This window comes from Dongia sp., from assembly GCF_041910485.1.
In the GTDB taxonomy this organism is placed as follows: domain Bacteria; phylum Pseudomonadota; class Alphaproteobacteria; order Dongiales; family Dongiaceae; genus Dongia.
Map to the genome: position 1 here is coordinate 55181 of NZ_JAYRQR010000062.1, position 20649 is coordinate 75829.

Below are 20649 nucleotides of genomic sequence, written 5' to 3' on the forward strand. Positions count from 1 at the left end.
GCCAAGTGATTGCGCTTAATGGATTCTGCCGCCAATCTTCCGCTCGTTTCAACAAATTGCCAAACGAGTTCGCGCCCATGACTGAAGATATTGATCCAAAAGGGGAAATTAGACGGCTGATGCAGCTTCCCAAGGCCGCGTTCGGGACCTTGGCGCGCCGGGACGACGCCACCTACCCCTCGGTCAGCCTCACCGTGCCGGCTTTGGATGCCTCAGGGATGCCGCTGTTGCTGCTCTCCGACCTCTCCGATCATGTCCGCAATCTCGCCAACAGCCCGAAGGCTTCGCTGCTGTTCGACGGTACCGGCGGCGTCAACGAACCGCTGACTGGCCCGCGGGTGACGCTACTCGGTGAGGTCGCCGAGACGCACGATCCTGCGCACCGCGCCGCATATCTCGCCACTCGGCCGGAGGCGGCCTTCTACGCCGATTTCAAGGACTTCCACTTTTACCGCTTTGCCGTTGCCGAGGCTCTGCTCGTTGCCGGCTTTGGTCGCATCCATCGCTTCACCAACGCGGAATTAATCTGAGAAGCCACCTCAACTGAATGTCGCCCGCCAGAAGATCACGCAGAAATAAATCACGGCGACTGCTAAGGAGGTTTTCAGCAGACATCGGATGAGAAATGCGATCCTACCGCGACCTTCACTTGCATCAACAATGAGGTCGAGTAGAAACTGTAATAACGCACCGCCACTATCACTCATAAAGAGCATTATAGTAATGCATTGCAACCGATTCAAGTCGGCAACAGAAAAGCCCCGCTGCCGAAGCAGCGGGGCTTTGATATCTGTCCGTCAGTGCCGCTATTACTTCTTGGCGAGAGCCGAGCCTTGGCGCTTCGACATGAACTGCTTGGCCGTTTCCACGGCGACGGCAGCGTCACGGCAATAGGCATCGGCACCGACCGAAGCGGCGAAGGCTTCGTTGAGCGGTGCACCGCCGACCAGGACGACGTAGTCGTTGCGGATACCCTTTTCGATCATCGCGTCGATGACGACCTTCATATAGGGCATCGTCGTGGTAAGCAGCGCCGACATGCCGAGAATGTCCGGCTGATGCTCTTCGATGGCTTCCAGGTACTTTTCGACCGGGTTGTTGATGCCGAGGTCGATCACTTCGAAGCCGGCGCCTTCCATCATCATCGAGACGAGGTTCTTGCCGATGTCGTGGATGTCGCCCTTCACCGTGCCGATCACCATCTTGCCGACCTTGGGCGCGCCGGTTTCGGCGAGCAGCGGCCGCAGGATGCTCATGCCGGCCTTCATCGCGTTGGCAGCAAGCAGCACTTCCGGCACGAACAGGATGCCGTCGCGGAAATCGACGCCGACGATCCGCATGCCCTCGACCAGGGCCTTGGTCAGGACGTCATAGGGGGTCCAGCCGCGCTTCAGGAAAATGCGCACGGCCTCTTCGATCTCTTCCTTGAGACCGTCGTAAAGGTCGTCATGTACCTGCTGGACAAGCTCTTCGTCGTTCAGCGAGTTGAGATCAAGATCACCGTCATTGGCCATGGTCACACCTTTGCCTTCTGGCATGTTGTTCAGCGAAGTCGGTCGCGATCTTGCACCGCCCGACCTAATCTCTCGTTAAGAACCGGCGACAAACTGCCCGCTCGTTCGAAATTTCGCAACAGGCGTAACGGCTTTTGCAGGTTTGAGGACGTGCCGCCGCGACACCCACTGTTCGGGGAACGACAGGCTTTTCGCGTAGGCGCGCCATCGGCGCCGCATCGATCGCCACGGCTCATCGGTGCAGTAAAAGAATTCATGGGCCGATCCCGGCGCCCAATCCCACCGCGAAATCCGTCGCTCGAAGCCAGTTGCGAGTCGCCCTACCAACTTGTATATACAAGATTAGACAAGCTACCGACGATCTGCGGCAGGAGACAAAAATGAGCGAGACCTTCACCTTGACCCCCGGCACCCTCGCGCTGGGCGAGTTGCGGCGCGTCTGGCGCCAGGGGCTGAAACTCGCCATTGCGCCGGCCGCCTTCCCGGCGATTGACGCCTCGGCGGCCACGGTCCAGGCCATTCTCGACCAGCACAAGACGGCCTACGGCATCAATACCGGCTTCGGCTCGCTCGCCCATACCCGCATCCCGGACGAGCAAGTGGCCGAATTGCAGCGCCGCCTCGTCCTCTCCCATGCCGCCGGCACGGGGGCACCCTTTGCCGACGAGATCGTACGCCTCATCATGATCCTCAAGATCAACGGCCTGGCGCGCGGCTTCTCCGGCATCCGGCGCGAGGTGATCGAGGCGCTCGTGACACTTCTCAATGCCGGTATCTATCCGCTCATCCCGTCCAAAGGGTCGGTCGGTGCGTCGGGCGACCTTGCTCCCCTTGCCCATCTCTCCCAGGCTCTGCTCGGTGTCGGCGAGGTGCGGCACCAGGGCCAGACGATTTCCGCCGTCGAGGGCCTCAACCGCGTCGGCCTCAAGCCGATGACACTCGCCGCCAAGGAAGGCCTCGCCCTTCTTAACGGCACCCAGGTCTCGACGGCACTGGCCGTGGCCGGTCTCCTTGCGGCCGAGGATGTGTTCCTCGCGGCCCTGGCCGTCGGTGCCATGACGACCGACGCGACCCTGGGCAGCGACACGCCGTTCGATCCGCGCATTCATGAAGTACGCGGTCAGGTGGGCCAGATCGAAGTCGCGGCGGCCTTGAAGGCGATGATGGAGGGCAGCCCCTTGCGCGCCAGCCACGTCGATTGCGACCGCGTGCAGGACCCCTATTCGCTGCGCTGCCAGCCGCAGGTGATGGGGGCCGTTCTCGACATGCTGCGCCATGCCGCCACCATCATCGGGCGCGAAGTCAATGCGGTCAGCGACAATCCGCTCGTTTTCGCCGCCGAAGGCGATGTCCTGTCCGGCGGCAACTTCCATGCCGAGCCTGTGGCGATGGCGGCCGACTGCCTTGCCATTGCCGTGGCCGAGATCGGGGCCCTATCCGAACGCCGCATCGCCATGCTGACCGATGCACGCTTCAGCAATCTGCCGGCTTTCCTGGTGCCGGAGCCCGGCCTCAATTCCGGCTTCATGATCGCGCATGTGACGGCGGCGGCTCTGGCATCGGAGAACAAGTGCCTCGCCCATCCGGCGAGCGTCGACTCGCTCCCCACGTCCGCCAATCAGGAAGACCATGTCTCGATGGCAACGCACGGCGCGCGCCGCGTGCTCGACATGGCCGACAACACCACCGGCATCGTGGCGATCGAACTCCTCTGCGCCGCGCAGGGGATCGATCTCCGGCGGCCGCTTGAGACCAGCCGCACCCTGCGCCGCGTCATGGATGCGCTCCGCACAAAGGTCGCCTTCTGGAACGAGGATCGCGAGATGGCGCCCGACATCGCCGCCGCGAAATCGGTCATCGCCGCACCGCTCTTCCACGAATTGACGCCGCTCCGCGCCGTTCGCTAGCGCGTCACCGCACCGGTTTCGCCGGCAGCACCTGCTCCATCTCGCCGAGCGACAGGGTCAGATGCTCATAAGAGATGGTCTGGTCGACCCGGTGCCCGTCGCTGGAGAGCGGGAAGACGCCGACGCGATAGGGAATCTCGGTATGGGCCGTGCGGAAACGGCAGACACCGGCGATCGGCTTCCGCTCGCGCACGATCTCGGCGTAGATCTGGAGCCAATCCGTATCGCTTTCAGATTCGAACATGAGTTCGTCGAGATAGCGGCCGGTATAGTCGAAGCCGGCGCTGCGCGCGCAGGCGGTGCCAACGATGCTGTACCTGACGCGGAATGGATCGTGCTCGATCCGCGCCATGATGATCTGCGGCAGCAGCGGCTTGATCTCGGCCGGATCGATATCGGCGCGCGACGGCATCAGGCGATCGCCCCGCTTCTGGTGCCAATAGGTTTCCATCTGCAGCAGCGGTGCCGAACCGAGGTCAGCGATTTGGGTTGCTCGAATCATCCAATCTTTCCGCTATTGTCATCGCCCCCATGTGGGCACTATCGACGACGGCACGGCGCCATGCAACCGGCATGGATCATACCTCGATGATGACACCCCGATGACGCGATATTTTGCTGGCGCGCTTACGCCGCATCCTTGCCCAGATGGTGCCGCAACAGGACCAGCCGGTCATTGCCCCAGAAGACCTCACCGTCGACAACGAAGGTGGGCACGCCGAAGGCACCGGCCTCAACCGCGGCCGCAATCGTCCGCTGGTGGAGCGCCACCGTTTCCTGGTCGTCGATGAGGGAGACCAGCCGCTTGCCATCAAGCCCCGCTTCGTCGGCAAGGCGCGCGAGATCGTGATCGCTCAAGACCTGCGCCCCTTGACCGAAGACGGCATCGAAAAGACGGCGTGAATAGGCGGCGACATCGCCCACCCGCGCGGCGGCAACCGCCGCCAAGTTGACGCGGCGCCAATCGATGACCTTCCAGGCGGGCTCGCGGTAAGGGATGCCATAGAAGGCCGCCCAGCGCGCCGCGTCCTCGGATCGATATTCCGGCAGATACTGGACCGAAACCGGATTCTGCTTGAAGGGCGTGAGGCCGCGCGCGCGCATCAGTTCCTCGGAAAGGAGCGGCTGCCAGCGAATGGCGACATGGCCGATCGCCTCCAGATGCGCCACCTGGCTTTGTGCCAGATAGCAATAGCGGCTGCCGATCGCATAATAGAAATCGACGATACGCGCCATGACGGATGTGCCTTTCGGTTGAGGTCTAAACCGATCCATCGAACCTGACGATCTTTCGCCCGCCGAAGGACAACGTCAAGGCACTCCGGCAGTCAATATGGGCGCGTGCAACGCCTTACGTCAGTTGAACCGCGACCCGGCCCAGACCCGGAAATTCCGCCACGATCGCATCGCCCGCATCGACATGGAGCGGCGTGATGCAGGTGCCTGTCGTGATGATGTCACCGGCCTGCAAAGCCGGGCCGCGCTTGGCGCGTTCATTGGCGAGCCAGGTGAGCGCCAGGCATGGATCGCCCAGCGCATTGGCACCCGCCCCCTCCGCAGCGACCTTGCCGTTCTTTGTGACTCGCACCGGCTGGTTGGGAAGATCGAGCCTCTCCCATCCCGTCACTTTCTGCCCCAGCACGAACCAGGCGGCAAAGGCATCGTCGGCGGCGATCTGCGCCGGGCCGATCGTCTCAAACGGCTCGAAGCGCGCATCCGGAATCTCAATCGCCAGATGCAGATCGGCGATTGCCGCGCGCACCTCGCCGATCTTGTAAGGCACAGCCCGCGCCGGCAGATCGGCGCCCAAGCGGAAAGCGAACTCCGCCTCGACGACCCGCATCTGCAAGGGTGCCGCCGGCAAACTGGCGCCGTCGGGCAGAACGAAATCGGCAAAGAGGCGCCCGGCCAACGGCTCGGTAACGCCGATATGCTTCTGCCCCGCCGCACTGGTGGCCGCAATCTTCCAGCCGACCGTTGCCTGGCCGGCCAGTGCTGCCATCGCCGCCTGCACCGCATAGCCTTCGTCCAGCGTCGCCGGCTTGCAATCGGCCGGCAAGGCCGCCAGCCGCCCCTGCGCCAAGCGCGTCTTCCAAAGAATGCCGGCTGCCTTGTCGATCGAAGTCTCAGTCATGTCGATTGCTTCTCAGATGGTGCGATGTGATCAGGGCGGGGTCCGATTGTTGCCGACATCGTAGAGCGCTTTCGGCTCTTGCGTCAGCCCCTTGGTCGATATTTCACCGGCAAGCTGGTCAATGACATGACCGATCTCGTGGCCGTAAACGCCCGGCAGGTCTTCCGGCGTCAGCTTGTTGGAGAGACCCACCTCCTCTGGCAGGCGCGAGTAACGATTGACTACGACCTGACCAACAGTCCCGGATCCCCGGAGCGTGCTCGGCGGAGCAATCTTAGTCCCTCGGCCCGTTCCTTCCTTTGCAATGGCGTCAAATTCTGCTGCCGGGAAGGCTTGGTCCGCTCCGCCAACCACGCTTCTGCCCACAACTCGTCCGCCGACTTCGAGCGGGTTTCCGTCGATGTCGTGGGTGAGGTTTTGAGCTGAATCGTGTCGTCCTTAGACATTCGGATAATCCGCTGAAAATGGCCGTTCGGTGACTGGGCCATTGTACAGTTTTACGCGGCGAGACGGCAGAGTTTGCCGGCGCCTTTAGCTGCTCTTCGGATTGCCGCTATGGGCAGAGAAGCTTTATCGGGCGTCCATCCTTGAATTCGAACACTTCGCGGCATGCTGGCCGATCGGCACTTGGGCGTACGCCATAGTCAATCGTGGCCCAAAGTTCCGTCAACGATGTCTGGCCACTATCATCCCAATCCATGTCAGCGAGAGACAATCCTTTGCTGAAGGTATTGCTAACGACAAACCAAGTCGCTGCAGCCCCTATCGCGATAATGATGATCTGAAACGCATGGAGATTCGTTTTATCAAATTGACAAGATAAAGACAGAAGAGAATGCCAATCAGCCCTTCTTATCCGGATCGAGATCCGGATATTGCCGGACGATATGCATTGCCATCTCATAGCCGAGGGACTGCATGGCACTAGCTATTTGTCGACGTATGAATTTGCGCTCAGTTTCGTCTTCGATCTGATACGTGATGTTTGTCAGTTCATCGAATGAGGGACCCATCCGCAGCAAAGCATCCATAAAGACTATGGCGGTATCACGCTTCATCAGCCCCCCTAGATGGATGTTCCATTTAGAAGTCGGAATATCCATGATCTTTTAGGCAATCTCGCACACATCTGCGCCACCGTGCGCTCATATCGGATCCTTCGCCGGGCAACTGATGCGGATTGTTTTCGTAAATATCCGTACAAAGGTTGCGGCAGAATTCATATGCTTCATCGCGATCAGGTTGCGCATCTTCGTTGGAATTACCACGAAGTAAATTGAACAGCCACTGCTTAATAGCTGGAGCAATTTCTAGACTGGCAGGTGTTGTTTCGCCCAATACACTCGGAGTTCCGGCTGGGGTCGGCTCCGTCGTTTCAAGGTTTTTGCCAACGGATGCTTCGCTGGCACCAAATTTCGAAATAATTTCTCTCGAAAAACTCGCTTCCTCCTTGGTCAGAGATTCTCCTTTTCTTAGTTTGGCGATCAAGGATGAATATGTTTGGTAATTTTCGACGATCAAGTGTTTGAGTGAGGAATCCGATGCGCTAGCTTGCGTCGCTTCCGAATTTGGGCTGGGTGCTTTGGGGGCAGCAAGAGGAAGGGAACTTGAAATCTGCTCCATCGGGTTGGACGGACGCGCAGCAGTTTCCATGTTCGGCATTTCTTGTATTGTTTCTGCCTTCTCGCGATCGATATCTGCCGGCTTCGACTGGGTTGCTGACTTCTGATATAGACTCGGTGACTCGTCGGCTTCGGGGCCTTGAGTACTGGACATCATGAGAGCCAAGAATCCCCCAACCAGCCCCGTAAAAGCAGCGACACCCAAAGCAGCAGTGCCTACTGCCGCTTCTTCCAACAAGGTGCCGACAGCTGCGGCCGCCGTACGTAGGCCGGTCAGAGACGCGCCCCCGGCAGGAATTGCGAGTGTTGCACCGGCGATAGCTGGCGACGTTGATTTGATTGTGCCTGCATTGAGATCATCGACAGCATTCGAAGAACTGGCCGCACGCTCGACGGTTTGTTTGAGGCGTTCTACATCGACCTTCTTCAAGTCGATCGAAACGCCGGCTTTGGCGAAGGCTGCCTCAGTGCGCTTTAGGAGATCGCTGTAATCAGCGGACAGGGATTCGCTGTTCTGAAACTTTTCGATCGCCGATATCAGCTGCGGCAACCGTCCCTCAGCCCCGACACGTTGCTGTGACAGGTTACTCTCTGCAGCAACGCTTTTGACCGAAGACTTTATCGGCGCCTGCTCCCCATAACTCCGCGCCACGGCCTCGTCGATTTCCGGGTCATTGTCATTGGCGGCGATGGCTGCGGCGTCGCCTTGGGTGTCGGCTTTCTCCGTGGCGCGTTTGCGGCGGAGGGCTTGCACCTCGGCGCTTTCCTGGGTGCCTTCGTTGGCGGCGTAGAAATAGCCGTCGTCATAGCCGCGATAGATGCCGGGAATGCCGAGCGGGATTTCCTTGCCATCGGGGCCGCGCGTCGCCTGCTGCAGCTTTGGCTGCTGCGCCATCGGCAGCGGGTCGCCGTTATGGGCGGAATCCGGGGCAACGCCGACGCGGGCGTAATGGAGGTTGAGGGCGTGCGCGTCGGGCCGGCCCGTGCTGGTGTCGTGCGGTCGGCCGAGCGGATGGACAAGCGGGACATTGGCCACGTCGACCAGTTGCTCGACCGGCTTCGGCACCGCCCCCAGATAAACATCGAGCGCGTCCTGCCCCTGCGCCGGGGTGGCGGCGACCTGCGGTGCCGTCTTATAGAGCCGCCCCGCCACCTCGAAATGGCGCGCGTCCTTCTCCCCGGTTTCGCGGAAAGCCTGCTGTGCCGGCCAGTCTGCCGGCTGGGCCGCTGTCCAATTGTTGGGGTTGATGCCCTGGGCGTGGAGATGGGCGGCAAGGTTTAGCTTTTCAGCGTATTTTTGTCCCTCGCCGGACTCCCGGACGGTTGCAAGTCCTGATCCTTTTTCGCAATAATTGCCGCACTAACACCGGGTATGGGTCGTTGCATTGAGGGGACCTCCTACAGATTGTCTACGCAAAATATACAACGTAAAAAGCGTTCATCAAGCAAAATGTTCTTTTTATGTTCTCATCCCTTGACTCTTCCCAGATAGAGAACAAAAACAGAATATGACCCGAGCAAAAACCATCAACACCCCCATCTCCTCCCCTGGCGCCCAGCCCGGCCAGAGCCCCGCTTCGCAGCCATTGGGGCTCGTTGCCCTGCGCCGGCAGGTGGCTCTGCTGGAAAAGCTGCCGGCAGCGGATCTGGGGTCGCATCGCGGGCCGCGCGTGCTGGATTGGGGCCTCGCCGCCATCGACCGGCATCTGCCGGGCGGTGGGCTGGCCTGGGGGGCGCTGCATGAATTTGCCGGCGACGGTCCTGACCTTGAGGAGGCGAGCCTGCCTGCAGCGGCCGTCGCTCGGCTGATCGGCCGGCGCCTGCGCCTCTCGCCGGCGAACCGGAACGAAGGTGGCAGCGTGTTGTGGGTGGCACGGCGGCGCGATCTCTATGCGCGCGCCCTTCCCGCCGCCGGCTTCGACCCCAGACACCTGCTCCACCTCAATGTGCGGCGCAATACCGATGCGCTCTGGGCGATCGAGGAGGCATTGCGCTGCCAGCATCCCGGCGCGGCGGGCCTCATTGCCGTGGTGGGCGAGATCGGCGCGCTCGACCTCACGCAAAGCCGGCGCCTGCAATTGGCGGCTGAAAAGAGCGGCGTTCCCACCTTGCTCATCCGCCGCGACAGCCGGGGCGGCGAGATGCGGCGCCTGGTGCAACAGCCCAGCGCCGCGATGACGCGCTGGCGCATTGCCGCAGCACCCTCCACCGGCATGGCGGCACCGCCGCACCCGATCCTTCCTGGCCCCTTGCGCTGGCGTCTCGATTTGTGGCGCTGCCGTGGCGGCCGGCCCGCAACCTGGCTCATTGAGGAGCAAGCAGATGGATGGCGAGAAGCGGCGTTTTCTCAGCCTGTTCCTGCCCCGCTGGGCGACCGATTGCCGGCGCCGCCAGCAGCGTCAGCAGATGGCCTCCGCCCCAAGCGCGCCACGGGGTGATGCCGCGGCGGATGAAGCGAACGCGACACCGCTGCTGCTGGTGCGCAGCAGCGGCAATCTGCGCCTCGTCCACGCCGCCGACGATGCGGCATTGGCGCTGGGTCTTTATCCCGGCCAGCGCCTGGCCGATGCCCTGGCCTGCGTGCCGGGGGCGCGCGTTGAACCGGCCGATCCCGCCGGCGATCAAGCGCGCCTCCATGCCTTGGCGGCGTGGGCGACGCGCTTCTCACCTTACGCCGCGCCCGATGCGCCCGACGGGCTGATGATCGACATCACCGGCTGCGCGCATCTCTGGAAAGGCGAGGCGAAGCTGATGGAGGACGCGCTCTTCCGCCTCGCCCGCCAGGGCTTCAGCGCGCGCGCCGCCATCGCCGGCACGATCGGCGCCGCCTGGGCCAGCGCGCGCTTTGGTGGCGACAAGTCGATCATCCCGCCGGGCAGTATCGGGGCAGCATTGCATAGCCTCCCCGTCCGGGCGCTGCGCCTTGATGAAGCGACTGCGGCAGGGCTCGACCGCTTGGGACTGCGGCATGTCGGCGCGCTCTATCCGCTGCCGCGCGCCGATCTGGTGAAGCGTTTCGGGGCCCTGTTGCTCACGCGCCTCGACCAGGCGCTGGGCTATGCGGCCGAAAGCCTCTCGCCGCTGGCGCCAAAGCCCGATCATCGCGTCAGCCTGGTGTTCGCCGAGCCGATCGCGACGCCGGAGCAGATCGCCCGCGCCGTCGAGATCCTGCTCGCGCGGCTCCTCAAGGAACTGAGTGTGCAGCAACTGGGCGCGCGCCGCCTCGGCCTCATCTGCCACCGCCTTGATGACGAGGCGCCGGGCCTCATCGTCGGCACCGCACAGCCCAATTGCGACCAGAAGCATCTTCTGAAACTCATCACGGAAAAGCTGGAAACGATCGACCCCGGCCCCGGCATCGAGCGCATGAGCCTGAGCGCGATCCTCTCCGAGAAGATCGTGCCCACCCAGGCCGATTTCGACCGGCGCAATGCCTTGCTCGCGGCGGCCGATCTCGCCCCCTTGATCGACCGGCTCACCAATCGGCTGGGTGCCGGCAGCGTCACCGTTCCGCAGGCGGTCGCCAGCCATGTGCCAGAACGCGCCGTGGCCTTCGTGCCACCGCTGTCGCGGCACGGGAATGATTGGTCGGCCGATCTGCCGCCGCGCCCCATCCGCCTGCTCTCGCCGCCCGAACCGATCGAGGCGATGGCGCCGGTTCCCGACGATCCGCCGCTTTCCTTCCGCTGGCGCCATGTGCAGCACCGCGTCGCCAAGGCCGAGGGGCCCGAGCGCATCCGGCCCGAATGGTGGCAACAGATGGATGCGCGCGGCGAGACGCGCGACTATTACCGCGTCGAGATCGAGGATGGGCGCCGCTTCTGGCTCTTCCGCAGCGGCCTTTACGCGCAGGATACGGCACGGCCGCCGCGCTGGTTCCTGCACGGAATCTTCGCCTGATGGCGGCGGACAACATCATCGCCCTTCCCGAACGGCCGCGTGCGTCACATGGCGACGCGCCGGTGGTCGAATATGTCGAGCTTTCCGCCATGACCAATTACTGCTTTCTCGAAGCGGCGTCCCATGCGGCCGAACTGGCGGTAACGGCGGCGGCACTCGGCATGCGCGCCATCGGCATCGCCGACCGCAATTCGCTTGCCGGCATCGTGCGCGCCCATGTCGCCTGCAAGGAGACCGGTATCCGCCTGGTGGTAGGTTGCCGCTTGAGCTTCCGCGACGCGCCCGACATTCTCGCCTATCCCGTCGATCGCGCGGCCTATGGGCGGCTGTGCGAACTGCTCACCCGTGGCCGCCGCCGCGCGCCCAAGGGTGAATGCCATCTCGACTACGCCGATTTCACCGAGATGAAGCAAGGCTTCCTCGCCATTGTCGTGCCTTCTCTACCCCCCACCCCGCCCTCCCCCTCAAGGGGGGAGGGAGAAGAAAGAGCCTCATCACAGCATCCAGTCTCGCTGCAATCCCCTCCCCCCTTGAGGGGGAGGGTTAGGGTGGGGGGTGAACAAGTGAAGACTCTCACCACCTTCCTCCACCGCTTCCGTGCCGATTTCGGCGCCGACGGCTATCTCGCCCTCACCCATTATTATCATGGCGACGATGCAAGGCGGCTGCGGGAATGGCAGCAATTGGCCGATGCGGCGGACCTCCGCACCATCGCCATCAACGAGGTCCGCCATCATCTCCCCGCGCGGAAAATCCTGCTCGATGTGCTGACCTGCGTGCGGCATCACTGCACCATCGACGATGCCGGCTTTCGCCTTGAGAAGAATGCTGAGCGGCATTTGAAGGATGGAGCCGAGATGCGCCGGCTCTTCCGCGGGCTAGAGGATGCTGTCGCCCGGTCGAACGAGATTGCCGCGCGCTGCACCTTCTCCCTCGACGAACTCAGATACGAATATCCGGAAGAGGTGGTGACGCCCGAAAAGACGCCGCTGGAAAGCCTCAAGGCGTTCGTCGAGGAAGGCGCCCGGTGGCGCTATCCGCAGGGTGTCCCAGCCGGCATCCGTGCCAAGATCGCCCATGAGCTCGATCTCATCGCGCGCTTCGACTATGCGCGCTATTTCCTGACCGTCCACGACATCGTCCGCTTCGCGCGCCGGGAGAACATCCTGCATCAGGGGCGTGGGTCGGCAGCCAACTCCGTCGTCTGCTTCTGCCTCGGCATCACCTCGATCGATCCCACAAAGGTCGACCTGCTGTTCGAACGCTTCATCAGCGCCGCGCGCAAGGAACCGCCCGACATCGACGTCGATTTCGAACATGAGCGGCGCGAGGAAGTCATCCAGTACATCTATCGGAAATATGGCCGCGACCGGGCCGGCCTTGCCGCCGCAATCATCTGCTATCGCGCGCGCGGGGCGCTGCGCGATGTGGGGCGGGCGCTGGGGCTGTCGGAAGATGTCCTCAATCGCCTTTCAAAGACGGTCTGGGGCATTTCCAGCCGCAGCCTCACCGACCGGCAGATCGCGGAAGTCGGTCTCGATCCGACCGATCCGCGCCTCGCCCTCACGGTGCGGCTGGCCGGCGAACTCATCGGCACGCCGCGGCATCTCTCGCAGCATGTCGGTGGCTTCGTCATTTCCAAGGGACCGCTTTCGCGCCTCGTCCCCATCGAGAATGCGGCGATGGCGGACCGCACCATCATCCAGTGGGACAAGGACGATCTCGACGCCGTGGGTCTCCTCAAGGTCGATATCCTGGCCCTTGGTATGTTGAGCTGCATCCGCCGCGCCTTCGACTTCATCCACCAAGTCTATGGCAAGCGCTACAATCTCGCCACCATCCCGCAGGACGATCCCATGACCTACGAGATGCTGTGCCGGGCGGATTCGATCGGCGTCTTCCAGGTCGAGAGCCGCGCGCAGATGAGCATGCTGCCGCGCCTCAGACCCCGCACCTTCTACGATCTGGTCATCGAGGTGGCAATCGTGCGGCCCGGTCCCATCCAGGGCGACATGGTCCATCCCTATCTGCGCCGCCGCAACGGCGAGGAGAAAGCCGACCCGCCCAAGGAGGAACTGCGCGCCATCCTCCAGAAAACCGAAGGTGTGCCGCTGTTCCAGGAGCAGGTCATGAAGATGGCGATCGTCGCCGCCGGCTTCAGCGCCGACGAAGCCGACGAGCTGCGCCGTGCGATGGCAACCTTCAAGAAAGTCGGCACCATCCAGAACTATCGCGACAAGTTCATCGGCGGCATGCTGCGCAACGGCTATCAAGCCGGTTTCGCCGAGGATTGCTTCAAGCAGATCGAAGGCTTTGCCAATTACGGCTTCCCCGAAAGCCATGCCGCGAGCTTCGCGCTCCTCGTCTATGTCTCGGCCTGGCTCAAATGCCATTATCCGGCGGTCTTCGCGGCCGCCCTCCTCAACAGCCAGCCGATGGGCTTCTATGCGCCGGCGCAGATCGTGCGCGATGCGCGCGATCACGGTGTCCGCATCAAGAGCGCCGACATCAATCTCAGCAACTGGGATTGCACGCTCGAAGGTGGCGGCCGCCCAACCGATTTCGCGCAGGACTTTGCCGACAATCGCCGCCGCGCCGCCAACGGACCGATCCTGCGCTTAGGGCTTCGCCAGATCGACGGCCTGCAGAGCGCGGAGATGCTGCGCCTCATTTCCTTGCGCGACGGTGGCTATCAGAGCGTCGATGATCTGTGGCGCCGCTCCGGCCTTTCGCCTAAGAGCCTCGCGCGCCTTGCCGAGGCCGACACTTTCCGCTCATTGGGGCTCGACCGGCGCCAGGCCCTGTGGGCGGTGAAGGCGCTCGGCGAAGCGCCGTTGCCGCTCTTTGCCGATCTCGAAGCGCCATATCAGGCCAAAGCCGATCTTCCCGACATGCCGCTCTCGCAGCATGTGGTCGAGGATTACCAGACGCTGCATCTCTCCCTGAAGCGTCACCCCGTCGCCTTCCTGCGCGACATCTTCCACCGGCGCGGCATTGTCGCCCATCGCAAGCTCGGCCACATGCGCAACGGCGAGAAGGTGTTCGTCGCCGGCCTCGTCCTGGTGCGCCAGCGGCCGGGCACGGCCAGCGGCGTCATCTTCGTGACGCTCGAGGATGAAACCGGTGTCGCCAACCTCGTCGTCTGGCCCAAGATCTTCGACCAGCACCGCGCCATCCTCATGGGCTCGAAGCTCATGGGCTGCACCGGGCGCGTGCAGATCGAAGGGAAGGCGCCGCACCAGGTCGTCCATGTGGTCGCCGACCGCCTCATCGACCTGAGCGATCTTCTGGGCCGCCTGCATGAGGCGCAGGAGAATCATTTCACTCCACCCCTTGCCCGGGCCGATGAAGTGGCCCGCCCGAATGGCGGCGATCCGCGCCAACGCCCCGCTCTCCACACCCGCAGCAGGGATTTTCACTGAAAGCCGCCACCCGTAACGACCTTGGCAGCCGGCACGTAAAGCCCCATATAGAGAGCCACACGAAACGGAGCCCCGCGCATGTTCTCTTTCGCCCGCAAGCCCCTGGCGCTGCCCGATGCCGCGACCGCCCTCCCCGGCCGCGCGGCGGCGATGCCCATTACCCAGCCGCATCTCATCACCGGCCAGAAGCTCACCGGCCCCTATCCGCAAGGGTTGGAAGTGGCCGATTTCGGCCTCGGCTGCTTCTGGGGCGCCGAGCGCAAATTCTGGCAGCTGCCCGGCGTTTACGTCACCGCCGTCGGCTATCAGGGCGGTATCACGCCCAATGCCAGCTATGAGGAAGTCTGCAGCGGCATGACCGGCCATACCGAGGCCGTGCGCGTGGTCTATGACCCCGCCCAGATCCGCTATGCCGATCTCCTGAAGACCTTCTGGGAGAGCCATGACCCCACACAGGGCATGCGCCAGGGCAATGATGTCGGCACGCAATACCGCAGCGCCATCTACACGCATTCGACGGCACAGCAGGACGAGGCCGTTGCCAGCCGCGATGCCTATCAGGCGGCGCTGCTGCAGGCCGGCAGGGGCACCATCACCACCGAGATCGCCGCCGCACCGCCCTTCTATTTCGCGGAAGACTACCACCAGCAATATCTCGCCCGGAATCCCGGCGGCTATTGCGGCCTCGGCGGCACGGGTGTGGCCTGCCCGATCGGTATCGGCATCGACGCCTAGGCCGCGAGTGCCGCGAGGAAGTTGCGGCAATAGCTCTCCGCCGTGTTGGTGAAGACGCGGGCGCGCAGCCGCTCCATGCGATCCTGCCGCTCGTCCAGCTTCATCGTGAGCGCCTGGTGCATCGCCTCGGTGATCTCGGCCGGATCATAGGGATTGACGATCAGCGCTTCGGTGAGATCCTCGGCCGCCCCGGCAAAGCGTGACAGAATGAGGACGCCGGGATTGCCGTGGTCCTGCGCCGCGACGAATTCCTTGGCGACAAGGTTCATCCCGTCGCGCAACGGCGTCACCAATCCCACCCGCGCCGCGCGATAGAAACCCGCAAGCGTTGTCCGCGACATCGGCCGCGTCATGTATCGCAGCGGTACCCAGTCGAACTCGGCGTAGCGGCCGTTGATATTGCCGGCCTTGCGGTCGAGTTCGCGCCGCAAGGCCTGATATTCGGAAACATCCTCGCGGCTCTTCGCCGCCACCTGAAGATAGCTGACCTTCTGGCGGTGCTCGGGGAAATCGTGCAACAGCTTCCCGAACGCGGTGAAGCGGTGCGGCAATCCTTTTGAATAATCCAGCCTATCGACGCCGATGACCAGATCGCGGCCGACCAGGCTCGAAAGCAACCTGCGTGTTTCCGGCGAGCGCTCCGCTTTCGTCGCCATCGCGGCAAAGGACCTCGCGTCGATCCCGATCGGATTGGCAATGGCGCGCGCGGTTCCATCGGCCGTCGCGATGCGGCCATCGGCGTCCGCCTCGAGCCCCAGCATCTGCCGCACGGAATCGAGGAAATCGCGCCGATGCTCCTCGGTCTGCAGGCCGACCACATCATAGGCAAGAAAGGCCCTGAGCAATGCCTCCCCTTGCGGCAGTGCCGCAAACAACGAGGCCGGCACAAAGGGTATGTGCAAAAAGAACCCCAGCCTGTTGCGCACCCCGAGCCGCCGCAACTCGGCGCCCAGCGGAATGAGGTGATAGTCATGGATCCAGACGATATCGTCGGGCTTCAATTCCAAGGCCAGCGCCGCGGCGAAGGTCCGGTTGACCGAAAAATACCCGTCGAGATCCTCGCGCTTGAAATCGATCAGCCCCAAGCGGAAATGCAGCAACGGCCACAAGGTCGAATTGGCGTAGCCGACATAGAAGCGATCGTAATCTTCCTGATTGAGGTCGATGGTCGCATAGGTAACGCCGCCCGCTTCCACCTTGCGCACGGGGTGATGCGACCCCGGCGCCACCTGCCCGCTCCACCCGAACCACAGGCCGCCATCCTTCAGCGCATCGGCGATGCCGACGGCAAGCCCGCCGGCGCGGGCACCGCGTTCGGTTGGCAGCGGAACACGGTTTGAAACGATTACGACGCGCGCCATAGGCCCTCCTCCCAGCTGCGACTGAGGCGCATGGCAGAAAGAAGCATGCCCACCATCGAAAAGGTCTGCGGGAAATTCCCCCACAGCATGCCGGTCTTGCCGTCGAGATCTTCCGACAGCAGACCCAAATGATTGCGCCGTGCCAGGATACGGTCGAACAATTCCTTGGCTTCGGCCCGGCGGCCGGTCGCGGCCAGCGCATCGATGAACCACCAGCTGCAAACGAGGAATGCCGTTTCCGGTTTGCCGAAATCGTCGGCGGCGTCATAGCGCATGAGGAAACCCTCATGCATCAGGCGCTGCTCGATCACTTCCATCGTTCTCAGGAAACGCGGATCGTCATACCGCAGCAGCCCGATTTCGGGCAGTGTCAGCACCGCGGCATCGCAGACAGTACTGTCGAGCGCGCCCGCCAGCCAGCCATCGGTCGCGGATGTGGCGCGCTTCAGGATGGTGTCCCGCAGGTTCGCGGCAAGATGCAGCCAACGGTCCCTGTCCCCGATCTCGCCGACTTTTCCGGCAATCAGGCCCAACCGATGCAAGGCCGCCCAGCACATGGCGGCTGAATGCGTGAAGACGGCCGTCCGCCCGCGATATTCCCAAAGCCCCGCATCCGGCGCCAAGGCCGCCGCAGCCGCCAGATCGCCGATCGGTCGCAATTGCCGATAGAGGTCGAGATCGCCGACTTTGGGCAGCCGCTCGTCATAGAACATCTGCGCAGCCGTCAGGATGATCGAGCCGTAACCGTCATGCTGACGCTGGATAACTGCGGCATTGCCGACGCGTACCGGCCCCATGCCCCGAAATCCGGCCAGCGCCTTGGCCTCGTGCTCGCTCACATCGACGCCCGGCACGATGGGATAGAGCGGCACTTCGGGCGAGATGCCGGCATTGAGCACGACGTTGAGGATGAAACGCACATGGTTTTCCATCGTGCGCGTGGCACCCAGCCGATTGAGTGCCGTCACGGTGAAATAGGAATCGCGCAGCCAGCAATAGCGATAATCCCAGTTGCGGCCCGAATGGGCCGATTCCGGCACCGACGTCGTCAAGGCGGCGACGATGGCGCCGGTATCTTCGAACGTGCAGAGCTTCAGTGTGATCGCCGCGCGGATGATGGCTTCCTGATAGTCGAACGGCACGGCCAGATCCCGCGCCCAGTCCCGCCAGTAATGTGCCGTCTGCTCCAAAAAGTCCGCCACCAGCGCCTGCGGAGCCTCCTGCACGGGTTCGTCGGCCCCGACGATGAGATTGACCGGCCGGTCGAGCAGAAACTCGACTTCATTGGCCAGATAGCTCACCGGCATATCCGTGGTGATCCGCAAATTCGTCTCGGTACCGACGAACCGCAAATGGTTGCTGCCGACCATGACCTTGGGTTTCGTCACGCCATAGTCGAAGGTTGGTCGATAGCGCACCTTGATCCTGCAGCGGCCGGTCAGCGGCTCGATGCGGCGGATCAGCATCGGCGGACAGAAAAAGCGCCCGAAGCGGATGAAGCGCGGTGCAAAATCGGTGACACGTGCCGAATTGCCATGCTCATCTGCAAAGACGGTCTCGAGGATCGCCGTGTTGCGCAGATAAGCCTGCCCGGTCGCCTTGCCACCGACGATCTCGATATCGGCAAAGCCGGCGTCCGGATCGACGCCGTTCACCAGTGCGTTGAACAGGGGATCGGCATCAAAGCGCGGAAAGCAGAACCATTGATGCCGACCGTTCCGGTCGATCAGGCTAGCGACCGCTCCATTGCCAATGACACCAAGATCAAGCTGCGTCATCTACTCTCCTACGTCCAATTCAGCCAATTGCGCCAACCATCCACGCACCCGCACCGGTTCACCGGCAAAGGCTTCCGGCACGCGCAGGCCGATGCCGCCCATCTCCTGTGCCGCGCGAATGGCATCTTCGTCGGTGACATCGTCGCCGATGAACAGAGGCAATCGCCCCTTGAATGGCACAACACCCATGATGCGCCCCAAGGCGACGCCCTTGTTGATCGAACGATGCCGCAATTCGCGCGCCATCAGCGCCGGCAGGATCTCGAAACTGGGATCGCGCGCGACAAATGTCTCCAGCAAGGCAAGCACGGACGCGCCGAGATCCGGATTGGCACGGTAATGCAGGGCCACACTATGTTTTTTCTCTTCGATCAGAACGCCCGGCCAATCTGCCGCCGCGGCGTGAATGATTTGCCGCCAATCCATCGGCACCGTCGTTCCGGCGGCTGCATCCCTGATCTCGCCATCAGGCAGGCGCAGCACAGCGCCATGCTCGCCCCCCGCCGTGATCAGCAACGGGTGCAACAGACGATCGATACTGCGCAAATCCCGCCCCGAGAGCACGGCCAGGGCGCCATCGGTGCGCAAGCGCAAAGCCCCCAGAGTCTCGATCAGCCTCTTCGGCACCAGAACAGAATCTGGTGACGCCGCGATGTCGAGCAACGTTCCATCCAGATCCAGAAAGATCGCCCACTTGGTCAGATCGACATCCCGCGGGCTTGGTGCCGATACGAATTGCTCAGTTTGCATCAAGGAATATTGTCTGCGGCGCTCACGGTGAAATTGTTGAAGAAATGCCCCGTTGTCTCGGCGAATGACTGCGCCAAGACGGCAATGATTTCAGGTTGATGAGGGGAACTATCCGGAGAGTAACACGTTTCTCTCCAATCTGTTCCCTCAAATTTGAACAAAGCTTTGGATTGGTGCATCTCTTCGATATGCTGTCTGCATGAGTGATAACGCGCGCACAGACATTCAGAAGCCCGCAGCGTCGGCCGCAAACAGCGCGCGTGAAATGCGGATGGAAGTCGGCATCAATGTCGCCATATCCCCGGATGACAGATTCCATCCGGACATCCAGGGCTTTTTTCTTTTCTGGCAATCAAAATGTGGCGCACGCGCCTTGCCGGCACGCAGCGATTTCGATCCCAGTGAGATGGTGCCATTCCTTTCCGGCATCACGCTCATTGACGTCGTCGAAGATGAACGGCGCTTCGTCTATCGCCTGCTGGGCACGCGCGAGGTTGCGATGCGCGGCAGGGATCCGACGGGAAAAGGCGTTGCTGACGGCTTCCACGCGACGTCGGCCGAGGCTGCCATCGGCTCATACCAGGATGTCGTCGATCGCCGCGCCGCGCGTTTCGAGCAGCGCCGCTTCATGACGCCGGGCGGTCGCATCGGTCACGAACAGACGATCATTCTGCCCTTATCGGACGATGGGGACAGGATCAATAAACTGATCGCCTATACCCATCACTTCTTGGCCTAGAAGCGATCCTTGGCGGCGCGGATGGCGCCCAGGACATCCGCATCCTTCATGCCGGCGCCACCGAAATGCGCCTGCAGGCTCGGCGCATCGGCGCGCAGAAACGGGTTGCAGGCCTTTTCGCGGCCGAGCAGCGACGGTATGGTGAACTCTCCCTTGGCGCGCGCCGCGTTGACGCGCGCCACCTCTTGCTGCAAGGCCACGTTCTCCGGTTCTGCCGCCAGGGCAAAGCGCGCATTCGACTGCGTATATTCATGGGCGCAATAGACGCGGGTCTCATCCGGCAGGGCCCGCAGCTTCAGCAAGGACTGCCACATCTGCGCAGGCGTCCCTTCGAAGAGACGCCCGCAGCCCAGCGCAAAAAGCGTGTCGCCGCAGAAGAGCGCCGCATCCTCGGCGAACCAATAGGCGATGTGCCCGCGCGTATGGCCGGGCACGAAGAACACTTTCGCATGACGGTTGCCGAGGTCGGCCCCGCTGGCCTCATCGACGGCGATATCAAGGCCCGGAATCCGGTCGCGATCATAGGCCGGCCCCACGATGGTGCAGCCGGTTTTGGCTTTCAGATCGAGATTGCCGCCGACATGGTCCCCATGATGGTGCGTGTTGAAAATATGTGTCAGTCGCCAGCCCCGGGCATCGCAGGCTGCCAGGGTCGGCGCGGCTTCGGCCGGGTCGACCACGGCCGTGGCCCCGGTGAGGGGTTCGTGGATCAGAAAGCCGTAATTGTCGCTCAACATCGGGAAGACGACGATTTCCAGGGCTTTTTCGCTCTTCTGCGCGCTCATAT

General features: G+C 62.7%; 18 protein-coding genes. 7 read left to right on the forward strand and 11 right to left on the reverse strand.

Features of this window, described 5'->3' with window-relative positions:
* Positions 1-119 precede the first annotated feature (119 nt).
* Positions 120-530 (forward strand): pyridoxamine 5'-phosphate oxidase family protein, encoded by a 411-nt coding sequence (locus ACE3PP_RS19865; protein ID WP_374385022.1) that lies wholly within the window; start codon positions 120-122, stop codon positions 528-530.
* Positions 531-809: 279 nt separating this feature from the next.
* Here the strand turns inward: ACE3PP_RS19865 and ACE3PP_RS19870 are convergent, their stop codons facing one another.
* A complete protein-coding gene (locus ACE3PP_RS19870) occupies positions 810-1514 on the reverse strand; it encodes a corrinoid protein (protein ID WP_374385023.1) in 705 nt (234 codons plus the stop codon).
* A 380-nt stretch (positions 1515-1894) separates the two neighbouring features.
* Between ACE3PP_RS19870 and hutH the strand changes: the two genes are divergently transcribed.
* Complete coding sequence (gene hutH / locus ACE3PP_RS19875) at positions 1895-3421, forward strand: histidine ammonia-lyase (protein WP_374385024.1); 1527 nt, start codon at positions 1895-1897, stop codon at positions 3419-3421.
* A gap of 4 nt (positions 3422-3425) precedes the next feature.
* Here the strand turns inward: hutH and ACE3PP_RS19880 are convergent, their stop codons facing one another.
* The 6 genes from ACE3PP_RS19880 to ACE3PP_RS19905 all read right to left on the reverse strand — a co-directional run bounded on the left by ACE3PP_RS19880 (position 3426) and on the right by ACE3PP_RS19905 (position 8330).
* Positions 3426-3923: a PAS domain-containing protein gene (locus tag ACE3PP_RS19880; protein ID WP_374385026.1), complete on the reverse strand. Its 498-nt coding sequence runs from the start codon at positions 3921-3923 to the stop codon at positions 3426-3428.
* 125 nt (positions 3924-4048) lie between these two features.
* The gene (locus ACE3PP_RS19885) at positions 4049-4657 is read right to left on the reverse strand and encodes a 2-hydroxychromene-2-carboxylate isomerase (protein ID WP_374385028.1); all 609 of its coding nucleotides are present in this window, start codon (positions 4655-4657) and stop codon (positions 4049-4051) included.
* A gap of 115 nt (positions 4658-4772) precedes the next feature.
* Complete coding sequence (locus ACE3PP_RS19890; protein WP_374385030.1) at positions 4773-5555, reverse strand: 2-keto-4-pentenoate hydratase; 783 nt, start codon at positions 5553-5555, stop codon at positions 4773-4775.
* Between the two features lie 30 nt (positions 5556-5585).
* Positions 5586-5747, reverse strand: a complete 162-nt coding sequence (locus tag ACE3PP_RS19895) for a hypothetical protein (RefSeq protein WP_374385031.1) — start codon at positions 5745-5747, stop codon at positions 5586-5588.
* 650 nt (positions 5748-6397) lie between these two features.
* Positions 6398-6613, reverse strand: coding sequence for a hypothetical protein (locus ACE3PP_RS19900; RefSeq protein ID WP_374385032.1), 216 nt, complete (start codon positions 6611-6613; stop codon positions 6398-6400).
* Between the two features lie 25 nt (positions 6614-6638).
* Positions 6639-8330, reverse strand: a complete 1692-nt coding sequence (locus tag ACE3PP_RS19905; RefSeq protein WP_374385033.1) for a hypothetical protein — start codon at positions 8328-8330, stop codon at positions 6639-6641.
* 355 nt (positions 8331-8685) lie between these two features.
* Here ACE3PP_RS19905 and ACE3PP_RS19910 point away from each other — a divergent pair, with 355 nt between their 5' ends.
* The 4 genes from ACE3PP_RS19910 (at position 8686) to msrA (ending at position 15234) form a co-directional block, all read left to right on the forward strand.
* Positions 8686-9615 carry an ImuA family protein gene (locus ACE3PP_RS19910; protein WP_374385034.1) on the forward strand — a complete coding sequence of 310 codons (930 nt, stop codon included), beginning with the start codon at positions 8686-8688 and terminating at the stop codon, positions 9613-9615.
* Positions 9500-11077, forward strand: coding sequence for a DNA polymerase Y family protein (locus ACE3PP_RS19915; protein ID WP_374385035.1), 1578 nt, complete (start codon positions 9500-9502; stop codon positions 11075-11077). Before ACE3PP_RS19910 ends, ACE3PP_RS19915 begins: the two co-directional genes overlap by 116 nt.
* Positions 11077-14499 carry an error-prone DNA polymerase gene (locus tag ACE3PP_RS19920; RefSeq protein WP_374385036.1) on the forward strand — a complete coding sequence of 1141 codons (3423 nt, stop codon included), beginning with the start codon at positions 11077-11079 and terminating at the stop codon, positions 14497-14499. Before ACE3PP_RS19915 ends, ACE3PP_RS19920 begins: the two co-directional genes overlap by 1 nt.
* A 78-nt stretch (positions 14500-14577) precedes the next feature.
* Entirely contained in the window at positions 14578-15234 is a 657-nt protein-coding gene (gene msrA / locus ACE3PP_RS19925) for a peptide-methionine (S)-S-oxide reductase MsrA (RefSeq protein ID WP_374385037.1), read from the forward strand.
* On the opposite strand, the gene ACE3PP_RS19930 is transcribed toward msrA, so the two are convergent.
* Genes ACE3PP_RS19930 through otsB form a run of 3 tightly spaced genes read right to left on the reverse strand, consistent with a single transcriptional unit; the run spans position 15231 to position 19123 of the window.
* Positions 15231-16595 carry a trehalose-6-phosphate synthase gene (locus ACE3PP_RS19930; protein ID WP_374385038.1) on the reverse strand — a complete coding sequence of 455 codons (1365 nt, stop codon included), beginning with the start codon at positions 16593-16595 and terminating at the stop codon, positions 15231-15233. The genes msrA and ACE3PP_RS19930 overlap by 4 nt on opposite strands.
* Positions 16580-18373 carry a glycoside hydrolase family 15 protein gene (locus ACE3PP_RS19935; protein ID WP_374385039.1) on the reverse strand — a complete coding sequence of 598 codons (1794 nt, stop codon included), beginning with the start codon at positions 18371-18373 and terminating at the stop codon, positions 16580-16582. The genes ACE3PP_RS19930 and ACE3PP_RS19935 overlap by 16 nt, the downstream gene beginning before the upstream one ends.
* Positions 18374-19123 carry a trehalose-phosphatase gene (otsB, locus tag ACE3PP_RS19940; RefSeq protein WP_374385040.1) on the reverse strand — a complete coding sequence of 250 codons (750 nt, stop codon included), beginning with the start codon at positions 19121-19123 and terminating at the stop codon, positions 18374-18376.
* A 199-nt stretch (positions 19124-19322) separates the two neighbouring features.
* Here otsB and ACE3PP_RS19945 point away from each other — a divergent pair, with 199 nt between their 5' ends.
* Entirely contained in the window at positions 19323-19862 is a 540-nt protein-coding gene (locus ACE3PP_RS19945) for a PAS domain-containing protein (RefSeq protein WP_374385041.1), read from the forward strand.
* On the opposite strand, the gene gloB is transcribed toward ACE3PP_RS19945, so the two are convergent.
* Entirely contained in the window at positions 19859-20647 is a 789-nt protein-coding gene (gloB, locus tag ACE3PP_RS19950) for a hydroxyacylglutathione hydrolase (protein ID WP_374385042.1), read from the reverse strand. The two genes, ACE3PP_RS19945 and gloB, sit on opposite strands and share 4 nt — an antisense overlap.
* Positions 20648-20649: the final 2 nt, after the last annotated feature.

What these genes read in the sequence shown, in the direction of transcription:
- ACE3PP_RS19865 (WP_374385022.1), top strand. Translation starts at nt 120, where the DNA reads ATGCAGCTTCCCAAGGCCGCGTTCGGGACCTTGGCGCGCCGGGACGAC.
- ACE3PP_RS19870 (WP_374385023.1), bottom strand. Translation starts at nt 1,514, where the DNA reads ATGGCCAATGACGGTGATCTTGATCTCAACTCGCTGAACGACGAAGAG.
- hutH (WP_374385024.1), top strand. Translation starts at nt 1,895, where the DNA reads ATGAGCGAGACCTTCACCTTGACCCCCGGCACCCTCGCGCTGGGCGAG.
- ACE3PP_RS19880 (WP_374385026.1), bottom strand. Translation starts at nt 3,923, where the DNA reads ATGATTCGAGCAACCCAAATCGCTGACCTCGGTTCGGCACCGCTGCTG.
- ACE3PP_RS19885 (WP_374385028.1), bottom strand. Translation starts at nt 4,657, where the DNA reads ATGGCGCGTATCGTCGATTTCTATTATGCGATCGGCAGCCGCTATTGC.
- ACE3PP_RS19890 (WP_374385030.1), bottom strand. Translation starts at nt 5,555, where the DNA reads ATGACTGAGACTTCGATCGACAAGGCAGCCGGCATTCTTTGGAAGACG.
- ACE3PP_RS19900 (WP_374385032.1), bottom strand. Translation starts at nt 6,613, where the DNA reads ATGAAGCGTGATACCGCCATAGTCTTTATGGATGCTTTGCTGCGGATG.
- ACE3PP_RS19910 (WP_374385034.1), top strand. Translation starts at nt 8,686, where the DNA reads ATGACCCGAGCAAAAACCATCAACACCCCCATCTCCTCCCCTGGCGCC.
- ACE3PP_RS19915 (WP_374385035.1), top strand. Translation starts at nt 9,500, where the DNA reads ATGGATGGCGAGAAGCGGCGTTTTCTCAGCCTGTTCCTGCCCCGCTGG.
- ACE3PP_RS19920 (WP_374385036.1), top strand. Translation starts at nt 11,077, where the DNA reads ATGGCGGCGGACAACATCATCGCCCTTCCCGAACGGCCGCGTGCGTCA.
- msrA (WP_374385037.1), top strand. Translation starts at nt 14,578, where the DNA reads ATGTTCTCTTTCGCCCGCAAGCCCCTGGCGCTGCCCGATGCCGCGACC.
- ACE3PP_RS19930 (WP_374385038.1), bottom strand. Translation starts at nt 16,595, where the DNA reads ATGGCGCGCGTCGTAATCGTTTCAAACCGTGTTCCGCTGCCAACCGAA.
- ACE3PP_RS19935 (WP_374385039.1), bottom strand. Translation starts at nt 18,373, where the DNA reads ATGACGCAGCTTGATCTTGGTGTCATTGGCAATGGAGCGGTCGCTAGC.
- otsB (WP_374385040.1), bottom strand. Translation starts at nt 19,123, where the DNA reads ATGCAAACTGAGCAATTCGTATCGGCACCAAGCCCGCGGGATGTCGAT.
- ACE3PP_RS19945 (WP_374385041.1), top strand. Translation starts at nt 19,323, where the DNA reads ATGAGTGATAACGCGCGCACAGACATTCAGAAGCCCGCAGCGTCGGCC.
- gloB (WP_374385042.1), bottom strand. Translation starts at nt 20,647, where the DNA reads ATGAGCGCGCAGAAGAGCGAAAAAGCCCTGGAAATCGTCGTCTTCCCG.